Below are 23,686 nucleotides of genomic sequence, written 5' to 3'. Positions count from 1 at the left end.
AATATGACACAATATAAGAATAAACCGCGGAATAGAATCATTCTTTTAACTGCGGCACTCGTACTGACTACTTTAAGTATCTTTACGGTATGGCAGGTTTTTGCTGTAGGAAATCAAAATATATATAATTTCGATTTCACTGGTACTATGGAAACCTTTAAGGTTCCAAAAGCAGGGAAGTATAAAATTGAAGCTTGGGGTGCCGAAGGAGGTACCGACAGCCATCAAGGATCGGGTGGAAAAGGTGGCTATACATCTGGTGAAGTCTATCTCGAAGCCGGTGAAGAACTTTTTGTGACGGTTGGTGGTTTTGGTGACAGTATCGCCCAAGGTTACAATGGTGGTGGAAAAGCCTGGACCAACGTTAGTGGTGGATCTTACGGTGGCGGTGCTACCGATATTCGAGTCGGTGGAACGGGCTATTTTAACCGTATTCTAGTTGCTGGTGGCGGAGGATCAAGTGTCCGCAACTATACTGGTGGCTACGGAGGTGGCGTCATTGGTGCTAGTGGAACGGGTGCTACTGGACAATTCGGAACAGGTGCAAGTCAAAGCGCATCTGGTGGCGGTGGATTATCCGGAAGCTTTGGAGCTGGTGCAAGTGGAGGCCAATCTACTGGCAGCACTGTAGATTATGGAGCCGGTGCCGGTGGTGGTGGCTGGTTTGGTGGCGGAAGTGCTTCCAACTATCGCAATTCGACAGGATCTGGAGCTGGTGGGTCAGGTTATGTCTTAACTGGTGATACGATTAAAGATGGTATCAAAATCAATAAGTCATACCGTCCAACAAACTATGCCCCCGATGCTAAATATGAATTCACGAATACTGAACTCTTATCAGGAAATGTGAGTTTCTTTGGACCCGATGGTGTTCGTGAAATAGGACATTCAAATTCGGGATATGCACGAATCACTTACTTTGGAGAAAATACCCAATCATCAGCGAATCTTGAAGGGATTCGTATTAATGGAAAAGTCATTGATGGCTTTGATCCGGAGGTAACAGAGTATACAATTCCAATTGCCAGCGAATACATAGCGAAAGATGAAATTACAGTTGATAAACGTCACAACAATCAAAAAATTGTGGGCGACGGAAACGTCGAACTTAAATATCACAACTTACAACATAAGGTTACCGTCATTTCAGCTGATGGAACGCATACCCAAGAATATACGCTGAACTTCCAACGTTCTGGAAGTACTAAACTATATAGCCTTTATAGTGATGAGTACACTCATGCATTTACGGAAGCATTTAAGCCTAATGTGTATGAATATGAGTTTAAGTCGTACTTGTATGGTGGGATTAATTTTAAGTTTCAAACTTTTGATTCAGAAGCATCTGTCAAAATCGAAGGGGCTGCAGAAGAAGAACTGTTGCCGGGTGAAAATACAATTCGCATTACTGTTTCAAAACCAGGTCTTGAAAGCACAGTCTATATTATAAAAGCAACACGAAATCGTGATATGGAGTTTAGTTATACTGGTAATATTCAACGTTTCAAAGTTCCTTATACCGGTGTGTATAAATTTGAAGCGTGGGGTGGTGAAGGTGGCACCGACCAGAAAAATGGTACTGGTGGTAAAGGTGGTTACGCTGTTGGAGATGTTTTCCTTGAAGCGGGAACTGAGATGTATGTCACCGTTGGTGGTGCTGGCAATGCTACAAGTCGCGGATACAATGGTGGTGGAAGTGCATGGACCAACGTTAGTGGTGGATCGTACGGAGGCGGGGCTTCTGACATTCGTGTCGGCGGAACCGGTCTTTTCAACCGTATTCTAGTTGCTGGTGGTGGTGGATCAAGTGTTAGGGGATACACTGGTGGCGCCGGAGGTGGCTTAGTTGGAATTAATGGAACTGGCTCTACTGGACAATTCGGAACGGGTGCAAGTCAAAGTGCATCTGGTGGCGGTGGAATGTCTGGAAACTTTGGAACGGGTGCTGGCGGTGGAATTGGAAGCGGTAGCTCAATAGATTATGGCGCCGGAGCTGGTGGTGGCGGTTGGTATGGTGGCGGTGCCGCTGCTAACTATCGCAATTCGACAGGATCTGGTGCTGGTGGATCTGGTTATGTATACAGTGAAAAGTCATATAAGCCAACTAACTATCGACCTTCTCAAAAATACATGATGCATAATGATAAACTACTCGATGGAACCCAATCAATGCCAGGTCATGAAGGGCATACAATCGAAGGAAATGAAGGAGACGGATTTGTACGGATTTCTTTATTGAATAAATACTCATCAGATGCGACTCTCAGTTCTGTGACCTTCAGTGAGGGTACTTTTGATGTGCCGTTCACACCCTCAATTAAAAATTACAATGTTGCGATTGATGCTGATACGACCAAAGTAAAAATCGCAGCAACAACAACAGATCGAAATGCTGTTCATAATTGGGATAATGATCAAGAGATTACGATTCAACCAGGAACTACAGCATACCCAATTACGGTAACAGGTCAGGATGGAACCTTGAATGTCTATACGTTTAATGTACAAAGAAACCCATCAAATAATGCGGATGCATATGCTATATCAGTTAACGATGTAGTACTAGAAGGCTTCAAAGAAAATATCTACGACTATGTCTTAGAACTTCCCTATGATGCAGATCGTGCTGTTGCAATTACGGCAACCACAAATCGTCCCAAACAAACTATAACGGGATTGGGTGATCACATTATTGAAAACGGCAAAACACTAGAAATTAATGTTACATCTGAGGACGGGAACAAACAAAACGTATATCGAATTACACCAAAAATTGAAGATTCAAACCGACTTAAAACACTTGAGTTAGATGAACTAACGTTTGAATTTAATCCGGAAGTTTTCAACTACGATGTGCAAATTCCGAATGCTACCGTTTCGCTGAATATCACAGCAATTCCATTTGATCATGAGGCAACGGTGAGCATCAGCGGTAATGGGTATTTGCGTAAAGGAAAAAATACAGTACTAATTACTGTTGACGAACCAAATATTGGGCAACAGGTTTACACCTTGAACGTTAACCGCGGTGATGCTGGAGATGGCGCCCAAAGCATTGCTACAGATTTTGTTTATACAGGTAAAGCCCAATATTTTACAGCCCCTTATACAGGAAACTATCAACTAGAAGCTTGGGGAGCTGAAGGTGGAAACCGAGGCGGAAGTTCAGGTGGACTGGGCGGATATGCAACGGGTATCGTACCTCTAAAAAAAGGTGAAGAAGTCATAATCTACGTTGGTGGTGCAGGAAATTCGCTAGCGCGGGGATGGAATGGTGGTGCATCATCAGGGACGTCTAATGTCTATGGTGGTGGTGCATCTGATATTCGTGTAGAATCAGATTCACTCTTTAATCGTATTTTAGTTGCCGGTGGCGGTGGGTCTGTTGGTGCAAGTAACAAACCAGGAGGTGCCGGAGGTGGTATCAACGGCGTATCTCGAACAGAATCATATGGTTCGGGTGGTCAAGGCGGAACCCAATCTAGTGCTGGAAACTATGCAAGTTTTGGTGTCGGTGGAGCGGGTAGTTACTACAAAGATGGTCGTGGTGGTGCCGGCGGTGGCGGCTGGTACGGCGGTGGTGGTGTCTATCCGGATTATTCACGTGATGATGATCGTGGAGGTGGTGGTGGATCGGGCTATGTTTATACTGATAAATCATACAAACCGTCCGGTTATGCACCTGCAACACGATTCATGCTAAAAGATACGGTATTGCTAAGTGGAAATCAAAATATGCCGAATAAAGAAAGTGGATTTACACAAGGTAATAAAGGCAATGGATTTGTTCGCGTAACGGCACTTAAAAAAGCTTCGGAAGATAATCATCTATCGCGTCTAGAAGTAAGCAAAGGAACATTAAGTCCTACATTTGTAACAGAAGAGACAGACTACACGCTTCAATTAGGTAAAGATGACACAGAACTAACGATTAAAGGAATTCCGATGGATCCATATGCATCAGTATCCGGAAATGGAACATTTGACATTCCTGCGGGAACGTCGACTTTCAAAATTCCAGTAACAGCTGAAGATGGAACAATCCGGATTACGACTATTAAAGTGAATCGTGATGCGTCTGAAAATTCACTTCCCAAAGATGTTGTGATTAATGGGTTAATACCTTCACTTTGTGGTGTATCTGACGAGTACTGTAAGTTATCACCAACATTTGATCCACATAATGATTTAAATTCGGACGGTGGTCATTATACGATGATCGTACCATCTCGTATTCGTTCACTTGAGTTTTCGGTCATAAAGGATCATGCATACCAAGTCGTTACAGGAGAAGGGGTATTAGAATTACAACCAGGCCCTGACAACACGCAATACATTGATGTTTTAAGTGAGGATGGGTCAAGCTACCATGCATATACGTTCGCCATTGATCGTGATATGACAGGTAATGCAGATTTTGAAGCCTTTGCACTTAACGCGCCGAAACGGGATTTAGAGTTTAACCCAGACATCACTGAGTACTACGTCTCAGTACCTCATGAGTACACAAAATTCTCGGAAATCGATGTCCACTATCAAACGATGGATCCAGAAGCTAAAGTTACCATTTTAAAAGATAAAGATGATTTAGATTTAGGGTTAAATAAAGTTATTTATCGGGTAACAGCAAATAATGGGGAGACGAAAGATTATACTTTAAATATTTACCGTGAGGATAATGCAAATACCTTCTTAAAACAGTTAACTGTGAAGCATAACGATACAATCCTGCCATTGTCCCCGTCTTTCCAAAAAGTAATTTCAAATTATGTGGTAACAGTTGATAATGCTATCGATTTTGTCGAAATTGAGGCATTAGCCGAAGCCGAAGAAACGACAGTTTCTGGAGCAGGAAAGCATACCTTAAGTGTAGGCTCAAATGTTATCAACATTCAAACAAAAGCCCAAGATGGAACTGTACAAACTTACACTCTTAATGTCGTTCGAAAACAATCAAGTAATTCGAAAATAGCGAGTCTTAAAATTTCTGGTGTTGAGATGACCGAGTTTTCATCGGACGCACTTCGTCAAACACTTAGTGTTACAGATACCGTTGTGAAGCCGGAAATTGAGGTAAAACTTCAAAGTGAATTTGCCTCATATTCTATAACTGGAAATACGTCTCGTTTTTATCCAGGAGACAATACCGTGAATGTCCGGGTAACAGCAGAAGATGGAAGTATTAGCCAATATGTAATTACAGTTACAAAACCATTCGCGACAAACAATAATCTAAGTAGTATCACGAGCAGTATGTTTGAAATTGAAGCATTTGATCCAGAGGTAGAAACCTATTCTGTGGATGTACCGTATACAGAAGAAGCTCTCAACCTTGCCGCTACAGCACAACACCCACTCACACGTGTAAGTGGAGTAGGTAAAGTTTATTTGGTTCCAGGTGATAACACCATCAGCATCGTTGCAACAGCTGAAAACTATGAACCTAAAACATATACAGTTCATGTCAATATGGCGAAAAACAGTGATCCATCACTATCCTCAATTACAACAACACCTGCTGCAACATTTGATCCGTCATTCGATGCTCAAACGACAGCATATAAGATTAATGTTGGTAATGAGGTAGAAACGATTACAGTCAATGCAAGTCCGAAGGTTACCTCGACTACGATTCAGGGAACTGGTGAGACGCAATTAGAAGTTGGATCGAATACAATTACGATTCAATCTACTGCAGATAGTGGCGCAAGTGTAGCTTACGTTCTAAATGTTGTTCGGGATGCTTCTACAAATGCTGATTTAGAAACTTTGATTGTTCATGAGGGATCTTTAAACCGCGGGTTTAAACCAGATGTCATTGAGTATGATGTCATGGTACCAAAAGGGACATCGCGAATTAACCTAGAAACAGCAACACAACACCCCGAGGCACAGGTCAGTGTTTTAGGAAATGAGGCACTGAAAACAGGGGCAAATAAAGTAACGGTACGAGTTCACTCGGAGGCAAAAGATACTTTTAAAGACTATACGTTAAATGTATATGTACAAGATGCACCAAGCGAAACAATTCATTTATCAGATTTGACGGTATCATCTGGAAAATTGATACCTGGATTTAGTCCGGATACCCAATTTTATCGTGTTCATGTTGGCAATGACATCGCGACATTCAACGTTAATGCAAAAACAAAAACAGCAGATGTCGTACTTTCGGGTGTTGGGAGTCATCCATTAGAAGTTGGTAATAATTTAATCAATATCCGTGCAACAGCAAAAAACAATATTATACGAGATACGCAGATTTTGGTTTATCGTGCACCATCCAGTGATGCCACATTGAGTCGACTGAATGTGTCAGGATTAAAGAACAACAACATCAATTTTAAACCGAATATATTCACTTACACCGGAACGACTGAAAATACCCAGTTAGGAATCAGTGCAACACCGACACACAATAAAGCGACAGTCGAAATTATTGGTAACCACAGTTTTGTATTTGGTACTAAAAATGTGGTCATCGTTCGTGTAACAGCGGAAGACCGTATTACAGTGGAAGATTACACGTTGACAATCAATAAAGAACCGTCAAAAAATGCAAATCTTCGTAGCTTAACAATTAGTGGTGTTCGTTTGAATCCTAGTTTCTCTGGCAATCAAACAGTTTATAAGGCGAATGTTGGACATGACGTAACGCAAGTTAATGTTGACGCAATCACATCTGATCTAAATGCTACAGCTCAGTATGGACAAGTTCAAACACTCAATGTTGGTGACAACTACGTAGATATCAATGTGGCCAGCGAGTCTGGTCTACGAAAAACATACACAGTAGTCATTCATCGAGAAGGCGCAGATGACAATACATTGACAGATGTATTTGTGAATGATCAACATCAGGAGGATTTCTCAAATGACGTCCGTAGTTATACATACCGTTTCCCTTATGAAGTAGAGACGTTTAAATTGGACGCTCATGCAAATCATGAAAAAGCAACGGTTTCTGGTCTTAAAGAATACCCGTTAACGGTTGGTGAAAATACAATCATCATGAATGTCACAGCAGAGAATGGAGAAGTTGTGACGTTTAAGTATTCAGTGACACGTGATCCAATTAACAGTGCAAAACTGAAACAACTTAAGGTTCAAAATTACCCATTTGAAAATGGATTTGATCCAGCGAGAACCCATTACATGTTGACTGTGGATAATGAAATGACATCCTTACAAATGGATTTTGAGAAAATTGATCCAAAGGCGAAAGTTGTGGTCCGTGGTAATGAAAACTTTATTGAAGGACGTAATGTTGTTGAAATAGAAGTAACTTCAAGTGCTAAAGATAAAGTCGAAACGTATGTATTGGAAGTGTATCGTCAAATCTATGCCAATAACTTCCTTGAGTATCTATCGGTTGATGCTGAGTTGATAACTCCACAATTCTACAAAGGCATCATGGAATATCGTGTTGAAGTTCCTTATGATCAAGAAACAATTACATTTGATGGCGAAGCAACGTTATCAACATCAACCGTGTCTGGTCTCGAAAAATTCGGACTTATGTATGGGGAAAATCGCTTTGTAATTACAGTTAGTTCACGAACCAAGATTGAGCGAAAATATCACGTTGTTGTGAATCGTGCTCATTCAAATGATAACCAACTCACGGACTTGTCGATTCAGCTCAAGGGTGAAAATATGGCATATTCGCCGACATTTGATCCCCAAACTGACGTTTATACCGTGAATGAAGAGGTTCCTGTAGGAACTGAAAGTATCAATATTTCGGCGACAAGTAAAACCGCAACTGTTACAGGTGATGGTCAACAAAAACTTCATGTAGGAGAAAATAGACTACCAATCGTTGTAACTAGTGATTCTGGTATTCAGAAAACATATACGGTTGTCGTGAATCGACCGGCCTCAACGAATAATGCACTTACAAACATTACGCCAAGTAATGGTTCGCTAATACCGAACTTTAATTACACCAAAGACGTCTACAACTTAACGACCGAAAGTACGACGAACTACTTATCCTTTAATGTGAATACAGAAGATCGTAATGCCAAGGTTACAGGTCATACACGTCAATTGTTGGAACCTGGAAAAAATGTTCGTGAAATTGTAGTAACTGCAGAGAATGGTGAAACGAAGACGTACACAATTAATGTTACAAGACCACAAACAGACGAAACGAGATTAAAAAAACTCGCTGTTACTGGCTATGAATTCGAAGAGAACTTTGACGCATCGATTTTTACATACCATCTCAAGGTTCCAAACAGTAAAAAAGTACTCTATGCAAGTGATATTAAATTTGAAACAGTAGACCCTAATGCTCGTGTTGAGACGAGTGGGGATTTAGTGTTGAGTACTACAAATGAAAATATATATGAGTTAAGGGTACGGGCAGTAGACGGTTATACGATTGAAACTTATCGTATCCTGATTGACCGAAGTTCCGGGAATGATTCTACGATTAAAGAATTACAGTTTGAGTCGGGAACCTTGAATCGATCGTTCAATCCAAACGTATTCACTTATGACTTGGAGATGAGTGGTGATGTGAAAACATTTGACCACACTTATATCAAGAAACTTGTTACAGCTGATGATAAAGCAGTCGTAAGCTATGAGCCAAAAGAAGCAATCAACCTCGAAGTTGGAACTGTGAAACCATTTAAAATAAAAGTTACAAGTGAGGATGGAACAACAAGCACTACATACACCTTTAATGTGACTTATGTTCGTTCCCGTAATAACAAGTTATCTTCGATTGAAGTTGACGGAAGTATCTTTAAAATTCCGTTTAACCCAGATGTCTCTGAGTACGAGGTTGGAGTAGAAGCGGGAACAACGTCTGTTGTTATTCGTGCATTTACACAAGATCCTAAAGCGAAAATTCTTTCATCGATTGGAGATAGAGAGTTGATCGGAGATGCAACGAAGGTGACAATTGGTGTCGAGGCTGAGAATGGTGATGTACGTAATTATACGCTTATTATTAAACGTAACTTATCGCGCACACTTGATCTTGAAGATGTAACACTAACTGACTCACAAAATGGTGCCTTAGATCCATCTTATAACAATGCTGCCATTCAATTTGAAGGACAGGTTGCTCGCGAAACAGATCGCGTGGGACTTGTTGTTAAGAAAGGCCATGAATCTCAAACTATTAACGTATATGATCGATTCAACAATCCTCTTGATATAAATAACATTCCGCTTAAAATCGGACGTAATGACATACAAGTTGAAGTTGTTTCACCTTTCGGAACGTCTCGTATCTTTAACATTAAAATAATGCGTGCAGGCAGTGATGATGCAAGTCTCAAATCCTTAAAGATAACAAATCCAAGTATCGAGCTCCCATTCGAATCAGACGTAACAACGTATCGCACAACCGTTGCATCAGAGTTTGACAAATTGGGTATTGAAGCAGAAACAACGGATCCCAAAGCGCGTTATGAGGTACTTAACAATGATTATCTTACTGAAGGAAATAATGACGTAATTGTTCGTGGGATTGCGGAAAATGGGGAGACTAAAGATTACGTCATCCATGTTTTACGTGAGCCGCGTTACAACAATTATCTTCAGACAATTACCGTGAGTGAAGATGGGGTCATTATCAGTAAAGGCGAAGATTTTTCACCTAAATTTAATCGCGCAATGATGAACTACACCGTTAAAGTATCGTCTGCTACGGATAAAGTATTGGTTCAAGGTGTACCCCAAGTTGAAACAACCTTAGTAGCAGGATCATCACCCAACGATACTGGTAATAAGGCAACAAATGGTGTCGAAGTAAAACTCAAACCGGGTATGAATACAGTTAAACTGATGGCAACTGAAGCACAAGAAGGAAATGTCGCAATTTATACGATTTCAATTTTTAAAGAAATGTCAGATGATGCGTCCCTAATTGGTCTAATACCGTTTAGAGAAACACCTTCAGGGCCTGAAAATCTGAATTTCAATGAGGGTTCATTTGATCCACAAAAGCAACACTATTCTATCAGTGTTGGGGAACATGATTCTAAACTGGGTATCAATGCTACACCAGTTTCTCCGAATGCTCGTGTCGTTATTCGCGGTAATGATCCGTTACTGAATGGAAAGAATATGGTAACGATCGTCGTTACGAGTGAAGATCGAACGAAGACTAAAACCTACTATGTCAGTGTGGACAAAAAGTTATCGAACGATACATCACTTGCTTCATTAAGTGCGGAGCATGGCGATATAAGTCATACATTTGATCTGACAGAGAAAAATCTATCCTACACGGTCGACATGGGGGTTGACCATATAAACCTAAAGGCGACATCAATGGATCCTTTAGCAAATGTTGAGGGAATCGGTGAGTATGCACTTGATTTTGGTGCAAATGTCTTTGATATCAGTGTTACAGCACAAAATGGTGACATTGAGAAACGGACTGTCACGATTCATCGTGCATACGATAATCGAATGCAAACGATTCAACTAAGTCATGGTGAACTCATGCCTCAATTTGATATGGAAACGACTGAATACACCGTTTGGGTTCCGGAAAATGTCGAACGGATTTCCGTTAAGGGTGTGGCATTAAATCGTCCAGTCGCGAAGGTGACCGGAGGGGGATGGATTGATCTCGCGCTAGGTGAAAATTCAATTCCGCTCACAGTTGCATCACCCGACGGGTCGTCACGAATTTATACAGTTAAAGTTATGCGTTCAGCGTCCTACAACAACTACTTGTCTGCGCTCGCACTCAGTGAAGGATTACTGAGTCCAGAGTTCGATAAAAATCGTACAGATTATACGACCTATATTTCTGACATTCACGATGTTGTGACATTAACTGTGACTCCAGAAGATGCGAAAGCAACGTATGAAGTTCTTGGATATCCAAGTGTACAAGATGATGAAGGTAATTTAGTTGTCTCTGGTGTTAAACATGGTGAAAATCATTTAACAATTCGTGTCACCGCTGAAAACGGCGATGCACGTGATTATACCTTAAACGTTATTCAACAAGAATCATCAATGTTTAGCAATCGTTTGAAGTCCTTGTCAGTAACGCCAAGTAAAGGTATTGCTCCAAGTTTCAAACCGGATACGACGCGTTATGTTGTAAATGTGGACACATCAACTACTGAAGTTACGATTGACGCTACAAAAGAAAGTGATGATGCGACAATCATTTCAGGACTTGGAACATTCCCAGTTGCATCAGGAAGAAACTCATACAAGGTAGTTGTTCAAAGTAAAGATGGTCTTTTACGAACCTACGAAATTATTATTAATCAAGCATTATCAGGAGATGCGACGCTAAGTAAACTCAGTTTCGAAGAAGGGCTCTTAACACCTATCTTCTCAAAAGGGAGAAAAGAGTATGCATTATATGTAGCAAATGGTGTTAGTACATTGACCCCATCAATTACTCCAAGTGCATTAGGGACAAAATGGGTCATCACGGGAAACGGTATTGATGCACCACTTGGTGATGACAACAATACTGTGACTATTACTACAACTGCTGCGAATGGTAAGAGTACAGATACCTATACAGTAAAAGTATATAAATCTTCACAATCGAGTATTTATCTCGATGCAATTACAGCTAACGTTGGAACCTTCAAAGAACCGTTCGATAAAACAAATGGCGGACCCTATACACTTATGGTTGATCCAAACGTGAAAAGTGTCATGATTGGTGCGAAGCCAGAAGATGAACATGCTATTGCCTCTATTGAAGGTGTTGGAATAGTCGATGTTTCGGACAGTGCTGGAAAGAATGTCGATATTGTAGTAACCGGTAAGTCGGGTGCTTCAATGACCTATACAGTGAAAATTGTAAAGGCACCACGTAACAATGCTCGCTTGTCGTTTATGGCAATTCAACCAGGTAAACTCGAACCTCAATTCAGTCCTTTACGTTCGGCATATGTTGCAAACATTAGTCATGAACAAGAACGTGTTGAAATAAGTGCAAAATCCGAAGATCCAGAAGCGATCATCTCGGGAGCAGGCATCAAGGAAGTTGCCGTTGGCCTCAACGAGTTTGATGTCGTTGTGACAAGTAGTAATGGTGACGTGGGAATCTATGATGTTGATATTACTCGTGAGGCGGAAATCAGTTCAAAAGCAACGTTAATCCGCTTCAAAGAGGCTCTAATCGAAAATCCAAACTTCGACAAAGAAATCGAAAATTATGCACTAACGGTTCCCAACGAAGTAACCAAATTAAATCTGGATACTGTGATTCTTGAAGATCCAACGCGAAGTACTTACGAAATATTTGGAAATACGAACTTAAAAGTTGGTGATAATACGGTTAAGGTTGTTGTCAAAAACAGCGAGAACATTCCGGATACAGTTTATGTGTTTACGGTTAATCGTCAGATTTTTAGTAGTAATTTCTTGAAAAACTTAACGACCAATAAAGGTCATGTCTCACCAAGTTTTGATAAATACATCAACAATTATGATATTACAGTACCTTTTGAGGTTCATGAAATGGATTTAATAGCAACCCCTGAAGATGCGAAATCCATGATAAGTGGAACCGGAACAGTGCGTGATTTAGAAGTTGGCGTGAATGTCCATAAGATTGTCGTAACATCATCGGAAAATGTTTCGCGAACTTATATTGTTCGTATTAACCGCCTACCTAATAGTGACAATACACTTCATGAACTGATCGTGGAGGGCGGGACGCTTGGACAACCATTTGATCCACAAAATATAGGTCCTTACGTGGTTACAGTTGCTGAAGGTCGTGCGACTGTTGAATTTAAAACAGTCTTACCTGAAGGAGCAACAGTTGTTGGAGATGGCATCGTAGAAATTAGTGCTGGTGAAACAAAACATAGAATTACGGTCACTAGTCAAGACGGAAACGAACGTCATTATGAGTTTGTCATTAAGCGACCTGTCGCTCATGATGCATCAATTACGAACATCATACCTCAAACTGGTGTGCTTTCTCCAAATTTTGCTGCAGACATAAGAACATACTATGTTACTGTTCCTGATTCAATTATGGAGATGGGGTTCGATGTCGAAACATCAAATGCGCAAACAACGGTAACAGGTCATGAAGTCCGTACCATACCGTACGGAGAAACTAGCTTCACCGTCGTTGCGACAGCAGAGAATGGGATTACTCAAGAGTCGTATACGATTGTTGTTGTCCGAGAGCGTGATATTCGATCTATTGATGTTGAGTCAGCAACTTTAATTCTTAATGTTGGTGAAGTCAAAGGAATCAAGGCAACTGTAAACCCAGAAGATGCAACACATCAAGGATTGGTGTGGAAAGTATCGGATCCGGAGGTCTTGAGTATTGATCAAAGCGGCGTTGTTACTGCACTTAAGCCAGGTGGTGCAATGATTGAAATAAGCAGTGAAAAAAATCCTGGTATTAAAACACGCATTGGCGTAACGGTGATGAATTTAACTTTATCCAGTGATTCGCTAGATGTTAAACGTATAGATGCAATGGAATCGCCTGTAGAAACACTTAAAGATTTCGTTGTCGGTTCGGAACCATCAACTACGGTTGAATCATACAAACAGATGTTTATTAATGAGCAAGATGCCTTAAAAGTCTATGACAAAAACGGTATTGAACTTACTGATGACAGTCAATTGGTGGGTACGGGTATGGTATTAAAACTTGAATATGGAGAAACCGTGTACGATCAACTTGTCATTGTAGTGATGGGTGATGCGAATGGCGATGGTATTGTTAACGTTTTAGATGAGGGTGATATTATGAACTCTATTCTGAAGATTGTAACATTTGATGATTACCAAGGCATAGCAGCAAACATCAATCATGATGAAGTCGTAAACGTTCTTGATCAAGGATATATCACCAACTATATTTTAAAGAAAATAAGTACATTAAATGGAATAGGAGGATAAGATGAAAAAAGTATTTAAACTGATAATGGTCTTGTTGCTTTTTGGAACGATGTTCGCGGAAAACTATACCGTCTCAGCAGCAACACCTAACAAAGTCAGTCTCAGAACCTATGATGAACAAACTTATCCATATGAAAATATCCAAGATTCCAAGCCGTTACCGGCTGGGTCTACAGTTAAACCTGGAGATGTTTTCCGATTTGACGTTAATATTGAAACGAATGGTGATAATAATATTGCCATGTTTCAATATGAAATCGTTTATGATGATAAATTGGTCGAGCCAATTGTCATCGATAACCAAGAAGTTATCTACCCGCTTGATATTGAAGGTGGTGCCTTTACAACAATCCGTCAAGGTCGAAACGAAATTCTTGGTTGGGTAGTTAATCATAATATTATTGATAGTACGGTCCAGTATACTGGTCAAACAGTTCAGTACCCAGATCGTGCATTAAAAGCAAGTGGGTCAATGATGACCATGTATTTCAAAGTTAAAGCAGATGCTGAAGCTGGAAAAGAAATAAATTTTAAGCTTAACGATTTGATTTTAGCTAATAACTTTTCGAATCAAAGTGTCGTTCCAAGAACACTCGACCCAACATTAAAGCTAACCGTAGCTGGAGAAGCACCCGATTTGGGTGCTACACTCCAATCGGTAAATATTTATGCAGATGGTTCAGATGTAGATGGACATGATTACATGGAGACATCTTTTAAGGTAGAGAACGATAGTTTTGATTTAGTTGTCCCAAGTCAAGTTTCAAAAATTCGTGGTGACATCACCTTGAAAGAAGGGGCACCAAGTGGAATATCGATGGTCCTTGGAAAACAAGGAAATATTAATGATCGAAGTCTTGAACTTGGAAATAATAAATTTGAAGTCGTTATCAAGCACAATGGAAATACGCTAAAAAGTTATGGCGTTAACATTCTCAGACTTTCTGATGATGTGTCCATTAAATCTACGACAGCGATGACGGATGATGGTAGTGTATTAACATTCGATAATACTAATTCAACAAACGTTAAACAAAGCACTAAAACGGTGATGCTCAATACAGTATTGAATGATCCAAATGGAAGCATTAGTTATTTGTCGGAAATTCCTGTAGAAGGAAACATATTGACACTTAATCCAAGTAATGTTCAAAAAACGCAATTGAGTATGAATGTTATGGCACAGTCATCACAACCGCAGTACGCAAAAGTATTTGGAAATAAAGGGTCACAGAAAAAACATGAGTATACATTCAACCGAAACTCTAGTGATGTGACATTGTCTAAATTAATTGTTGGAAATCAGCCAATTGTATTGGAAGAGGGCGTGCGTGATTATACGATTACAGTTGATAATGCAGTGTCAGAAGTTTTAATTGAAGCTACGACTAACTTTGATGCTGCTCGTGTCTACAGTGATACACTCAAAAACACAAGCGAAAACCTTAATACATTTTCGGGATTACTGGAGCTGATACCAGGTTCAAATAAAACAACCCTGGAAGTACGTGCTCAAGACGGAACTCCTGCCAAATATACGATTACGGTAATCCGAGATAGAAAAAAGAACAATGATTTACATTCGCTGAATGCACTTATTAAGAATATGGAGATGATTACTGCTTTTGATGCAAATACGACGTATTATGATTTAGGTTCAGTTCCGTATAGTAAGAATGAGACCATCACAATCACAGCATCAGTAAATCCAGATAATGCTTCCCAAATTGTAAATCAAAGCATGCTCGGAACACATGCATTAGTTACTGGACTGAATTCGTTTGAAATACAAGTTGTAGCAGAGAATGAAAGTATTAAAACATACACAATTCAGGTCACTATGGAAGCAAACACTGCCACGGAGATTACAGATGAAACGGGCGGAACAGACAATCCTTTCACTCCTAAACCAGATAGCGGTATTGAAACGATAAAACCTGATTCAATGGGGCCGGATAATAAACCTTTAGATCCGGATGGTCAAGGTGACGGTATCGCCAAAGATAAGATTATTAGCGATAATACTGCGATATACCGATATACAGTTCACGTGCCCAACGCAGTCACAACATTCGGTCTCGATAACATGGATTTTACAATACCTGAAAATGCGCGAATTGAAGGTGGGGATGCCATCGATTTGAGTACGGGTTTAAATACATTTACTTTTAAGATAGTTTCCAATGTTGAGGGTAGTTTACAATCGCAGTATATCTTTTCAGTGATACGGGCAAAATCTTCAGAAGCAGCACTCAAAACTTTATCAAGTAATGTTGGAACATTGACTCCCGAATTTTCTGAACATACAAACGCATATACATTAAATGTTGGTGCGGATATTAATGCAGTCATCTTTGACGCAACAGCCAAGGCTAATGGTGTGATTCTAGAAACGATTCCGCATACAGTAAATGTCGAGAAGGAAGCAACCCAAGCAACTATTACGGTTTCTTCAGAAGATGGAACGTCACAGCAAGTTTATACAATAATCATTAATCGAGCTAAATCCGATGCCAATGATCTAACGGCGCTTCAAATAGATGGTAAGGACATTTTGAAGAGCATTAAAGACAATGTGTATACGCAAACTGTGGATACATCTCAAGAATCGCTAAATATCTTCGCCGAAAAGCAACATGATGGTGCAATACTTCTAATCAATGGAGAAGTCGTTAACCAGAAAGATGTTGTCTTAGACTATGGTGTGAATACGATACTAGTTGACGTAGTCTCTGAGTCAGGAAAGAAACAAACGTACACCCTGACAATCACAAGGACATTAGATCATAATGCAAACCTGAAGTCTCTCACAATCAATAATGAAGATTTTAAAGGCTTGGATAAGGATGTACTTAGCTATACTCTTGAAGATGTTGAGAATGGAGTGACGCACTTAAATGTAGCTGCACTTGCAGAAAATGCAAATGCAACAGTACAAATTGATGGAACATCAAATCTAAAGGTTGGTAAAAACTACATTACAGTTACTGTCACAGCACATGATGGTAAAACAACTAAAGTTTACACACTTGAGGTATCTCGAAAAGTGATGGACATTGGCGTTGATGGCTTCGTTCCTGGGGATAAAGTTGAACGCATTGAGAACGATGATAGTATTACGAATCCGATTCCTGGAAACTACTATTATGTCGTACATGTTCCAATCAATATGAAAGAATTCAGTAAGAAAGATATTTCGTTGGCCCCAATTGCAATCGAGAGCGGGTATGTGATTTCAAACTATCATAACGATCCCCTCAAACTTTCGCGAACCCAAGACAATATCTACACGTTTGATGTTTCAACACAGAGCGGAGAACTGGCAGGTACCTATCATATCCGCGTTGTTTATCCAGATGTGATGCCACCTCAAATTGAATCACTTAAGATTAATGGAAAAACGGTTCCAGCTTACGCAGGAGAGACTGCATTTACGATTAATCTCGATGATTATCTTGCACATCAAGATACATCTATAACCTTTGAAATTGTACCGGATGTTGCAACAAATATTGCTGAGCCACTTGAGTATACATTTACAATGAAAGGTATTGCTACTAAGCAATTACCAATCACGTTGACTGACTCTGTAACGACATTGGTGAATACATATCAGTTTACCTTTACGCGTTCGTTGTCAAAAGACGTATCGTTGGAATCATTAACAATTGACGGATATAAATCTAATGGAGAAACGCTACCATTAAAACTCAATCATTCGATTCATGATGAACCGTACGACCTCTTTGAAGTTTTAGATGTGCCAGCGGATGTAGATACAATTACAATTCACGCGACTCCAACAAATGCAAATGCACAAGTCCAACAAGGACTCGGTGAATTTGAACTTAAACCAGGTAAAAATGTATTCAGTATTCAAGTTCAGGCAGAAGATCAATCGGTACCTGTGCAGCAGTATCAAATCGTTGTAATACGAAAACTGGGATTGCTTGATTTAAAGGTAGGATCACATGTTATTGATTTATCCAAACCAAGTACTGATTGGGACGGAAGTCAAGTTTACAGAATTAGTGAACCTTTTGATGCGATAGATTTTACGCATGAACTCAAGGCGACGCCAAATCACGCCTCAGTTACGCTCAGCGGTAATATTAATCGTACGTATGAGCTCGAACCTGGGACGCACCGTATTTCGTTCGAGGCTAAAGCTCAAGATGGAATTACGAAGCAACAGTACCACATTGAGTACACCCGAACACCATCTATCGATGCACGATTAAAAACATTGAATCTCAATGATGCAAAAAATAAAATTGAGCCTGCATTCAATCCAGATATTTATGAATATATCATCGATATTCCAAGCTCTAAAGATTTCTGGGATTTAAGTGATTTTAAAGTGGAAGCTATGCATCCTAAAACACGAGTTAAACCAAATGGAATCGTAAAAATCGAAGGTTATGACGAAGTTCTTTATGAAATTCAAACGGAATCCGAAACGAAAGCAACACTAACCTACACATTCAAGATACGAAAGGAAAGTTACAATTTCCTAAGTGACTTGCATATTGGGCAAAATCAAGGACTCATCGAACCAGAATTTAATCCAGAAGTGATGACGTATCAAGCTTCTATTTTCCCAGGAGTGGAAACCTTCAGAGTTTACTACACACTTGATGAACGCTTTGGTGCGACTGTGGAAAATGCAAGTGAGTTGGAATCTATTCCAGTTTCGAGTCTTCCACGTACTGTCGATATCAAGGTTAAGGCTAAAAACGGAGACCGTCGTACTTATCAAATAGATGTTGATCGAGGTTTATCCTCAAGATTGGCATCACTTACATCCGATAGTGCTGACATTCTACCACCATTCGAACCGGGTACTCTTGAATACGATGTTTATGTTCCACAAACAACACATACCATTTCACTGAATCCAACGACAGAGGACCCTAAAGCCACACTAAGTGGGACTTATAAAGATGTTGCACTATTAGATGGCATAACCCCAATAAAAATTACAGTTACTAATGGAAACTACAAAACGGACTACATCGTTCGTGTCCACAAAGTGAAAGACAAGACAGCCCTAGACACAGTTGAAGTTGTATATGGAAGTCAACGTTGGAAAGCATTGTGGAATGAACAAACCCAACAGTATGAGTACACTGTGCCTGCATCGATAGATCTTGAAGCTATCATGATTGCGGCTAAACCACAAGATCAGGAGGCAACGTACGAAGTAAGCAATCCTGTCGATGATGGTGCAATCAAACGCTTCATCATCAAAGTAACGGATTCTTTCAATATTACAAAGACTTACAATGTCGCTGTGGACAAATCATTATCCGAAAACGCGAATTTAAAATTGCTTCAAGTCGATGGTATTGATGTTGTAGGGTTCAATAAAGAAACCCTCTCTTATGCTTACACGATAAACCGTGATACAGCAAATGTTACAGCGATCCCAGAAGATAACAATGCACGCGTTGAAATTACCTATCCAAAATCATTTGCTGATAAGGACGTTATTACAATTACCGTCACCGCATCACAAGGAAATCAGCAAACATATACGATAACACTCGCACGTGATGCAGATAATACTGCGCTCCTGGATAGTTTAAGTGTTCAAGAAGGGGTCATTAGTCCTAAATTTAATCCCCTCCAAACAGATTATTACTTGACGATTCCAAATGAAATTAATCAAGTAACACCGCTTTATACGAATCCTGTAAATAGTCATGTGAGTGTGGAAAATCAGTCAAATATTGAAGTCGGAAACAATCATGTAGTAAACGTTATCGTGACCGCGCAAAATGGTGACAAAAATACGTACCGCATTCATGTTAACCGTCAAGCACCATCTCAAAATTATCTCGAATCGCTGCTTGTAAGTGGCAACAATCACGGCACGTACAATCTCTCACCACAATTTTCAAAGTTCGGAAATACATATCTGATTGATGTTCAAGATGGTGATAGTGAGTTTACATTCGAAGCAACAGCCACGAACAATGCAACTATAACCGGTCTTGGGACAATCCCAGTTGTATCATTCCCATACTCACATGAAATTCGTGTCGTAGGAAAAGACAACTTGCCACGAATCTATACAATCATGTTTCATAAAAAAGCTTCGTCAAATACTGCAATCAGTAATCTATGGACAGATGTTGGTAAATTAGATCCAGTCTTTGACATTAACAAAACTGCGTACAACCTCGATGTTGATGAAAGTGTAGAAACTATCGAAGTATTCGGTACAAAAACAGACGAGAAGCAAGTTATTAAAAATCTTGGAAAACACTCTCTTAAACCAGGGCGTAACACAATTGAAGTTGAAGTAGTTGCTGAAGATGGAACAAAGGTAACTTACACACTGTTTGTAAACAGAGCACAAAGTTCAAATTTTGGTTTAGATACCTTAACTGTAAATGAGGGAACATTGTCTCCATCATTCAGCACAGGTGTCCGCCAGTACTATGTCGATGTTGATGGCAGTGTCGATACTTTAGAGATTAATGCTACATCAGCCTTTGAGGGAGCTTCGGTTGAAGGAACGGGAACTAAAACACTGAAGTTAGGTGTTAACATTTTCGAAATTCATGTAACACGTGAACGAAACGAGAATGCAACATATTTCGTTGTTGTTAATCGTGGAAATACGTCAAGTAATCATCTTTCATACCTTCAATTAGAGGGGCATACAATGGATCAACCATTCGATAAGATGACTCAAAATTACACAACATCAATCATCAATAATGAACCATTAACGCTACCTGTTGTGGCAATATCTGAGGACCCAATGGCGAAGGTCTCAATTTCAGGCAACGAGAACTTGCCCGCTGGTGACCATACCATTTCAATTACAGTTCATCGTGAAGATATGGAAGACAGAATTTACACGATTGCTGTAACAATTCTAGAAATGAAACTTAAGTCCGATATTCATACAGTTGAACCCAAGCATATTCAAACAATTCATGATAACCAATCGGTTCTCGATGTGAAACAACAGATGACGAATCCTCAAGAACACTTGGTCTTCTATCGCAATGGTGCAAAACTTGAAGATACAGATTTAGTTGGAAGTGGCGTTATTATCAAACTAGTTGTGGACAATCAAGAGTACGATGAGAAAACAATTATTGTTAAAGGGGATGTGAACGGTGACGGACGTATTGGAGTTGCTGATATTATTAGCGTCCGTAGCTATGTTCTTGGCGGAACACTTACCGATTGGCAATTACTGGCAGCAGATGTCAACAATGATCAAAAAGTTGGTGTCGCTGATTTAATTGGTATCCGAAGTCATATTCTCGGAAGTAAAAATATATTTGAAAAGAACGAGGATGAACAATGAGAAAAATAGCAACAATGTTTAGAAAAAAAATTAAGGTCATTGCCGTTCTATTCATGGTAGTGACCATGATAACCATGCATTTGGTCATGCCATTATCTGCTAATAGTCCTAAGTTGACTGTCTTACCTTCGACACAGAAGGTAAGTCGGGGTCAGCAGATTACAGTTGAGATTCAAGTCAATCATACGGAATTACTCAAAAGCGGTGTTGATGGCTACTCTGGAACACTAAAATATGATCCATCCGTATTATCGTATGTTGAATCGAAGAATAGCATTAAAGGTTGGGCGTTTTCAAGCACACCTTCAGCAGGTACATTGCGTTTTGTAGGCTACGATGATACTCCACCGTCGCTCGCACAAAAAAGTGATGTAGTTTTATTTGAGGTTGCTTTTGAAGTCCTCGCAGGTGCTCCAGACGGCGATACTGCTGTAACACTGGAAAATGCATCCGTTGCAGACGCTAACTTTAACGAGCAAAATGCAATGGTTGAAGGTGCAACCCTGACAATTGGAGACCCTGAAGTTCCAAGCGAACAATCTAATAACAGTAGTTTGGCGCGGTTAGAAATTAAGAATGGGGAATCCGTAATTCCACTTAATCCAGCTTTTGATCCGAAACATAAAGAATACACGATTACGGTTGGCCAAGATGTTGATACCATTGATATTTCGGCGCTTGTAGATGATGCAAACGGAACAATCTTATCTGGAACAGGTAATCATCAACTCAAAGATGGAGAAAATCTGATTGATATTGTTGTCAAAGCAGAAGATGATTCCACTTCAACGTATACAGTGAAAATTATCAAAGGGAAAAATCCAAATGATAAATCATCGAACATTCAACTGTCGTCACTACTGGTCACAGACAATCAAAAACCTGTCGTTTTAACCCCAACTTTTAAGTCAGATGTCTTTGACTACAAAGCAACGGTCTCTGCAACGACGTCGACTGTAGATATTAAAGCAGTCCCCGTAGATGCTAAAGCAAAACTTATTTCTGGAAATGGCACACATGATCTTAAAGAAGGTATAAACTTGATCAAAGTGATTGTAGAAGCAGAAGATGGTACGCGTCGAACTTATACAGTTGAAATTACAAAAGAGAAGCCAACTGACCCAACAAATCCGATTAAAAAAGACGCACTCATCAATCTTGAAGTATTTAATGCCGACGCAGCGTTACCGCTTAATCCAATTTTTAAATCCGATATAAAATCGTATACTGTCAATGTTGATAAATCGGTTGAGATTGTGACGATATTACCAACCCTTGCAGATAAAGAAAGTAGAATTATCTCAGGTGAAGGGGTTCAAGTGTTAAAAGAAGGAAAGAATACCATTACCGTAGAGATTCTTTCAAAAGAAGGTGTTCGAGATACCTACACTATTGTTGTTAATCGAGAAGTCAAAGGTGACCCAGGAACTGATGGAAACAACGGCAACAACGGAGGCAACACTGGAAACAATGGTGGCAACACTGGAAACAATGGTGGCAATACTGGAAATAATGGTGGCAACACTGGAAACAATGGTGGTAACACTGGAAACAATGGTGGTAACACTGGAAACAACGGTGGTAATACTGGTAACAATGGTGGCAACACTGGAAACAACGGAGGCAATACTGGCAACACTGGAAACAACAGCGGTAGTACCGGTAGCAATGGTGGTAACACCGGCAACAACGGTAATAACGGTTCCAACCCTGGCAACAACAGTGGTAATGCCGGAAATAATGGTAATTCAGGAAATGGTACTCCAGGAGCTAACAACACTGTAAATGTTTCTACAAACAATCATATTAGTGCTATAGAAGGTCTTAATTTAGTGCCTGCGTTTAGTCGTGATGTGACACACTATCAAGCAACTGTTGGAAAAGAAATCGTTAACTTGAATCTAAATGTCATTAGTGAAGATCCAAATTCAAGAATTGTAATCGAAGGTGCAAATAATTTAAAACCTGGTCATAATATCGTAACTATAAAAGTGATTGCAGCAGATCAGTCAGAGCGCTCAATTTCAATTGATGTCATGAAGGGAACCGCAGAAACTAGTGGTAAACTTTCTGCTTTAAGTGTAGGAGCTTACGCAATCAATCCTGGATTCCAAGAAGATGTGTTATACTACACGATGAGTGTTGAAAACTCCGTTACAAGCCTAGCAGTAACGGCAACACCAAAATTTGGAAATACAAGTGTAAATATATCTGGAAACCAAAAACTGTATCCAGGTATGAATTATATTAAAGTTCATGCGACTGGTGCAGATGGTGTGATGAGCACCTATGTTGTGGAGGTAAATCGTGAGGCGTCTCCGTCATCAAATATATCAATACACCCAGCATTTATTTGGTTAGGTTCAGGAATTGTAGTCCTCATTTCTGTAATTATTATATTGGTAGTTACGCGAAAGAGAGAATATTACAACAGTTCGAATCCAGGTGCTAGTAATTCAAAACAATAGGAGAATA

3 protein-coding genes are annotated in these 23,686 nt (G+C 39.8%); all 3 read left to right on the top strand.

Annotation, left to right across the window (positions count from 1 at the left end):
• The first annotated feature begins 3 nt into the window (after positions 1 to 3).
• The 3 genes from GVV19_RS00960 to GVV19_RS00950 are packed head-to-tail and all read left to right on the top strand — an operon-like array spanning position 4 to position 23,679.
• Positions 4 to 13,881, top strand: a complete 13,878-nt coding sequence (locus GVV19_RS00960) for a cadherin-like beta sandwich domain-containing protein (protein WP_159644871.1) — start codon at positions 4 to 6, stop codon at positions 13,879 to 13,881.
• A gap of 1 nt (position 13,882) precedes the next feature.
• On the top strand, positions 13,883 to 21,211 hold the full coding sequence (locus GVV19_RS00955; RefSeq protein WP_159644869.1) for a cadherin-like beta sandwich domain-containing protein: 7,329 nt from the start codon (positions 13,883 to 13,885) through the stop codon (positions 21,209 to 21,211).
• Positions 21,208 to 23,679 (top strand): cadherin-like beta sandwich domain-containing protein, encoded by a 2,472-nt coding sequence (locus tag GVV19_RS00950; protein ID WP_159644867.1) that lies wholly within the window; start codon positions 21,208 to 21,210, stop codon positions 23,677 to 23,679. Before GVV19_RS00955 ends, GVV19_RS00950 begins: the two co-directional genes overlap by 4 nt.
• Positions 23,680 to 23,686: the final 7 nt, after the last annotated feature.

This window comes from Erysipelothrix anatis, from assembly GCF_009828745.1.
GTDB classification, from domain to species: Bacteria; Bacillota_I; Bacilli_A; order Erysipelotrichales; family Erysipelotrichaceae; genus Erysipelothrix; species Erysipelothrix anatis.
The sequence above is the reverse complement of the archived record's forward strand: the minus strand, read 5'-3'. Positions and strand labels throughout refer to the sequence as shown.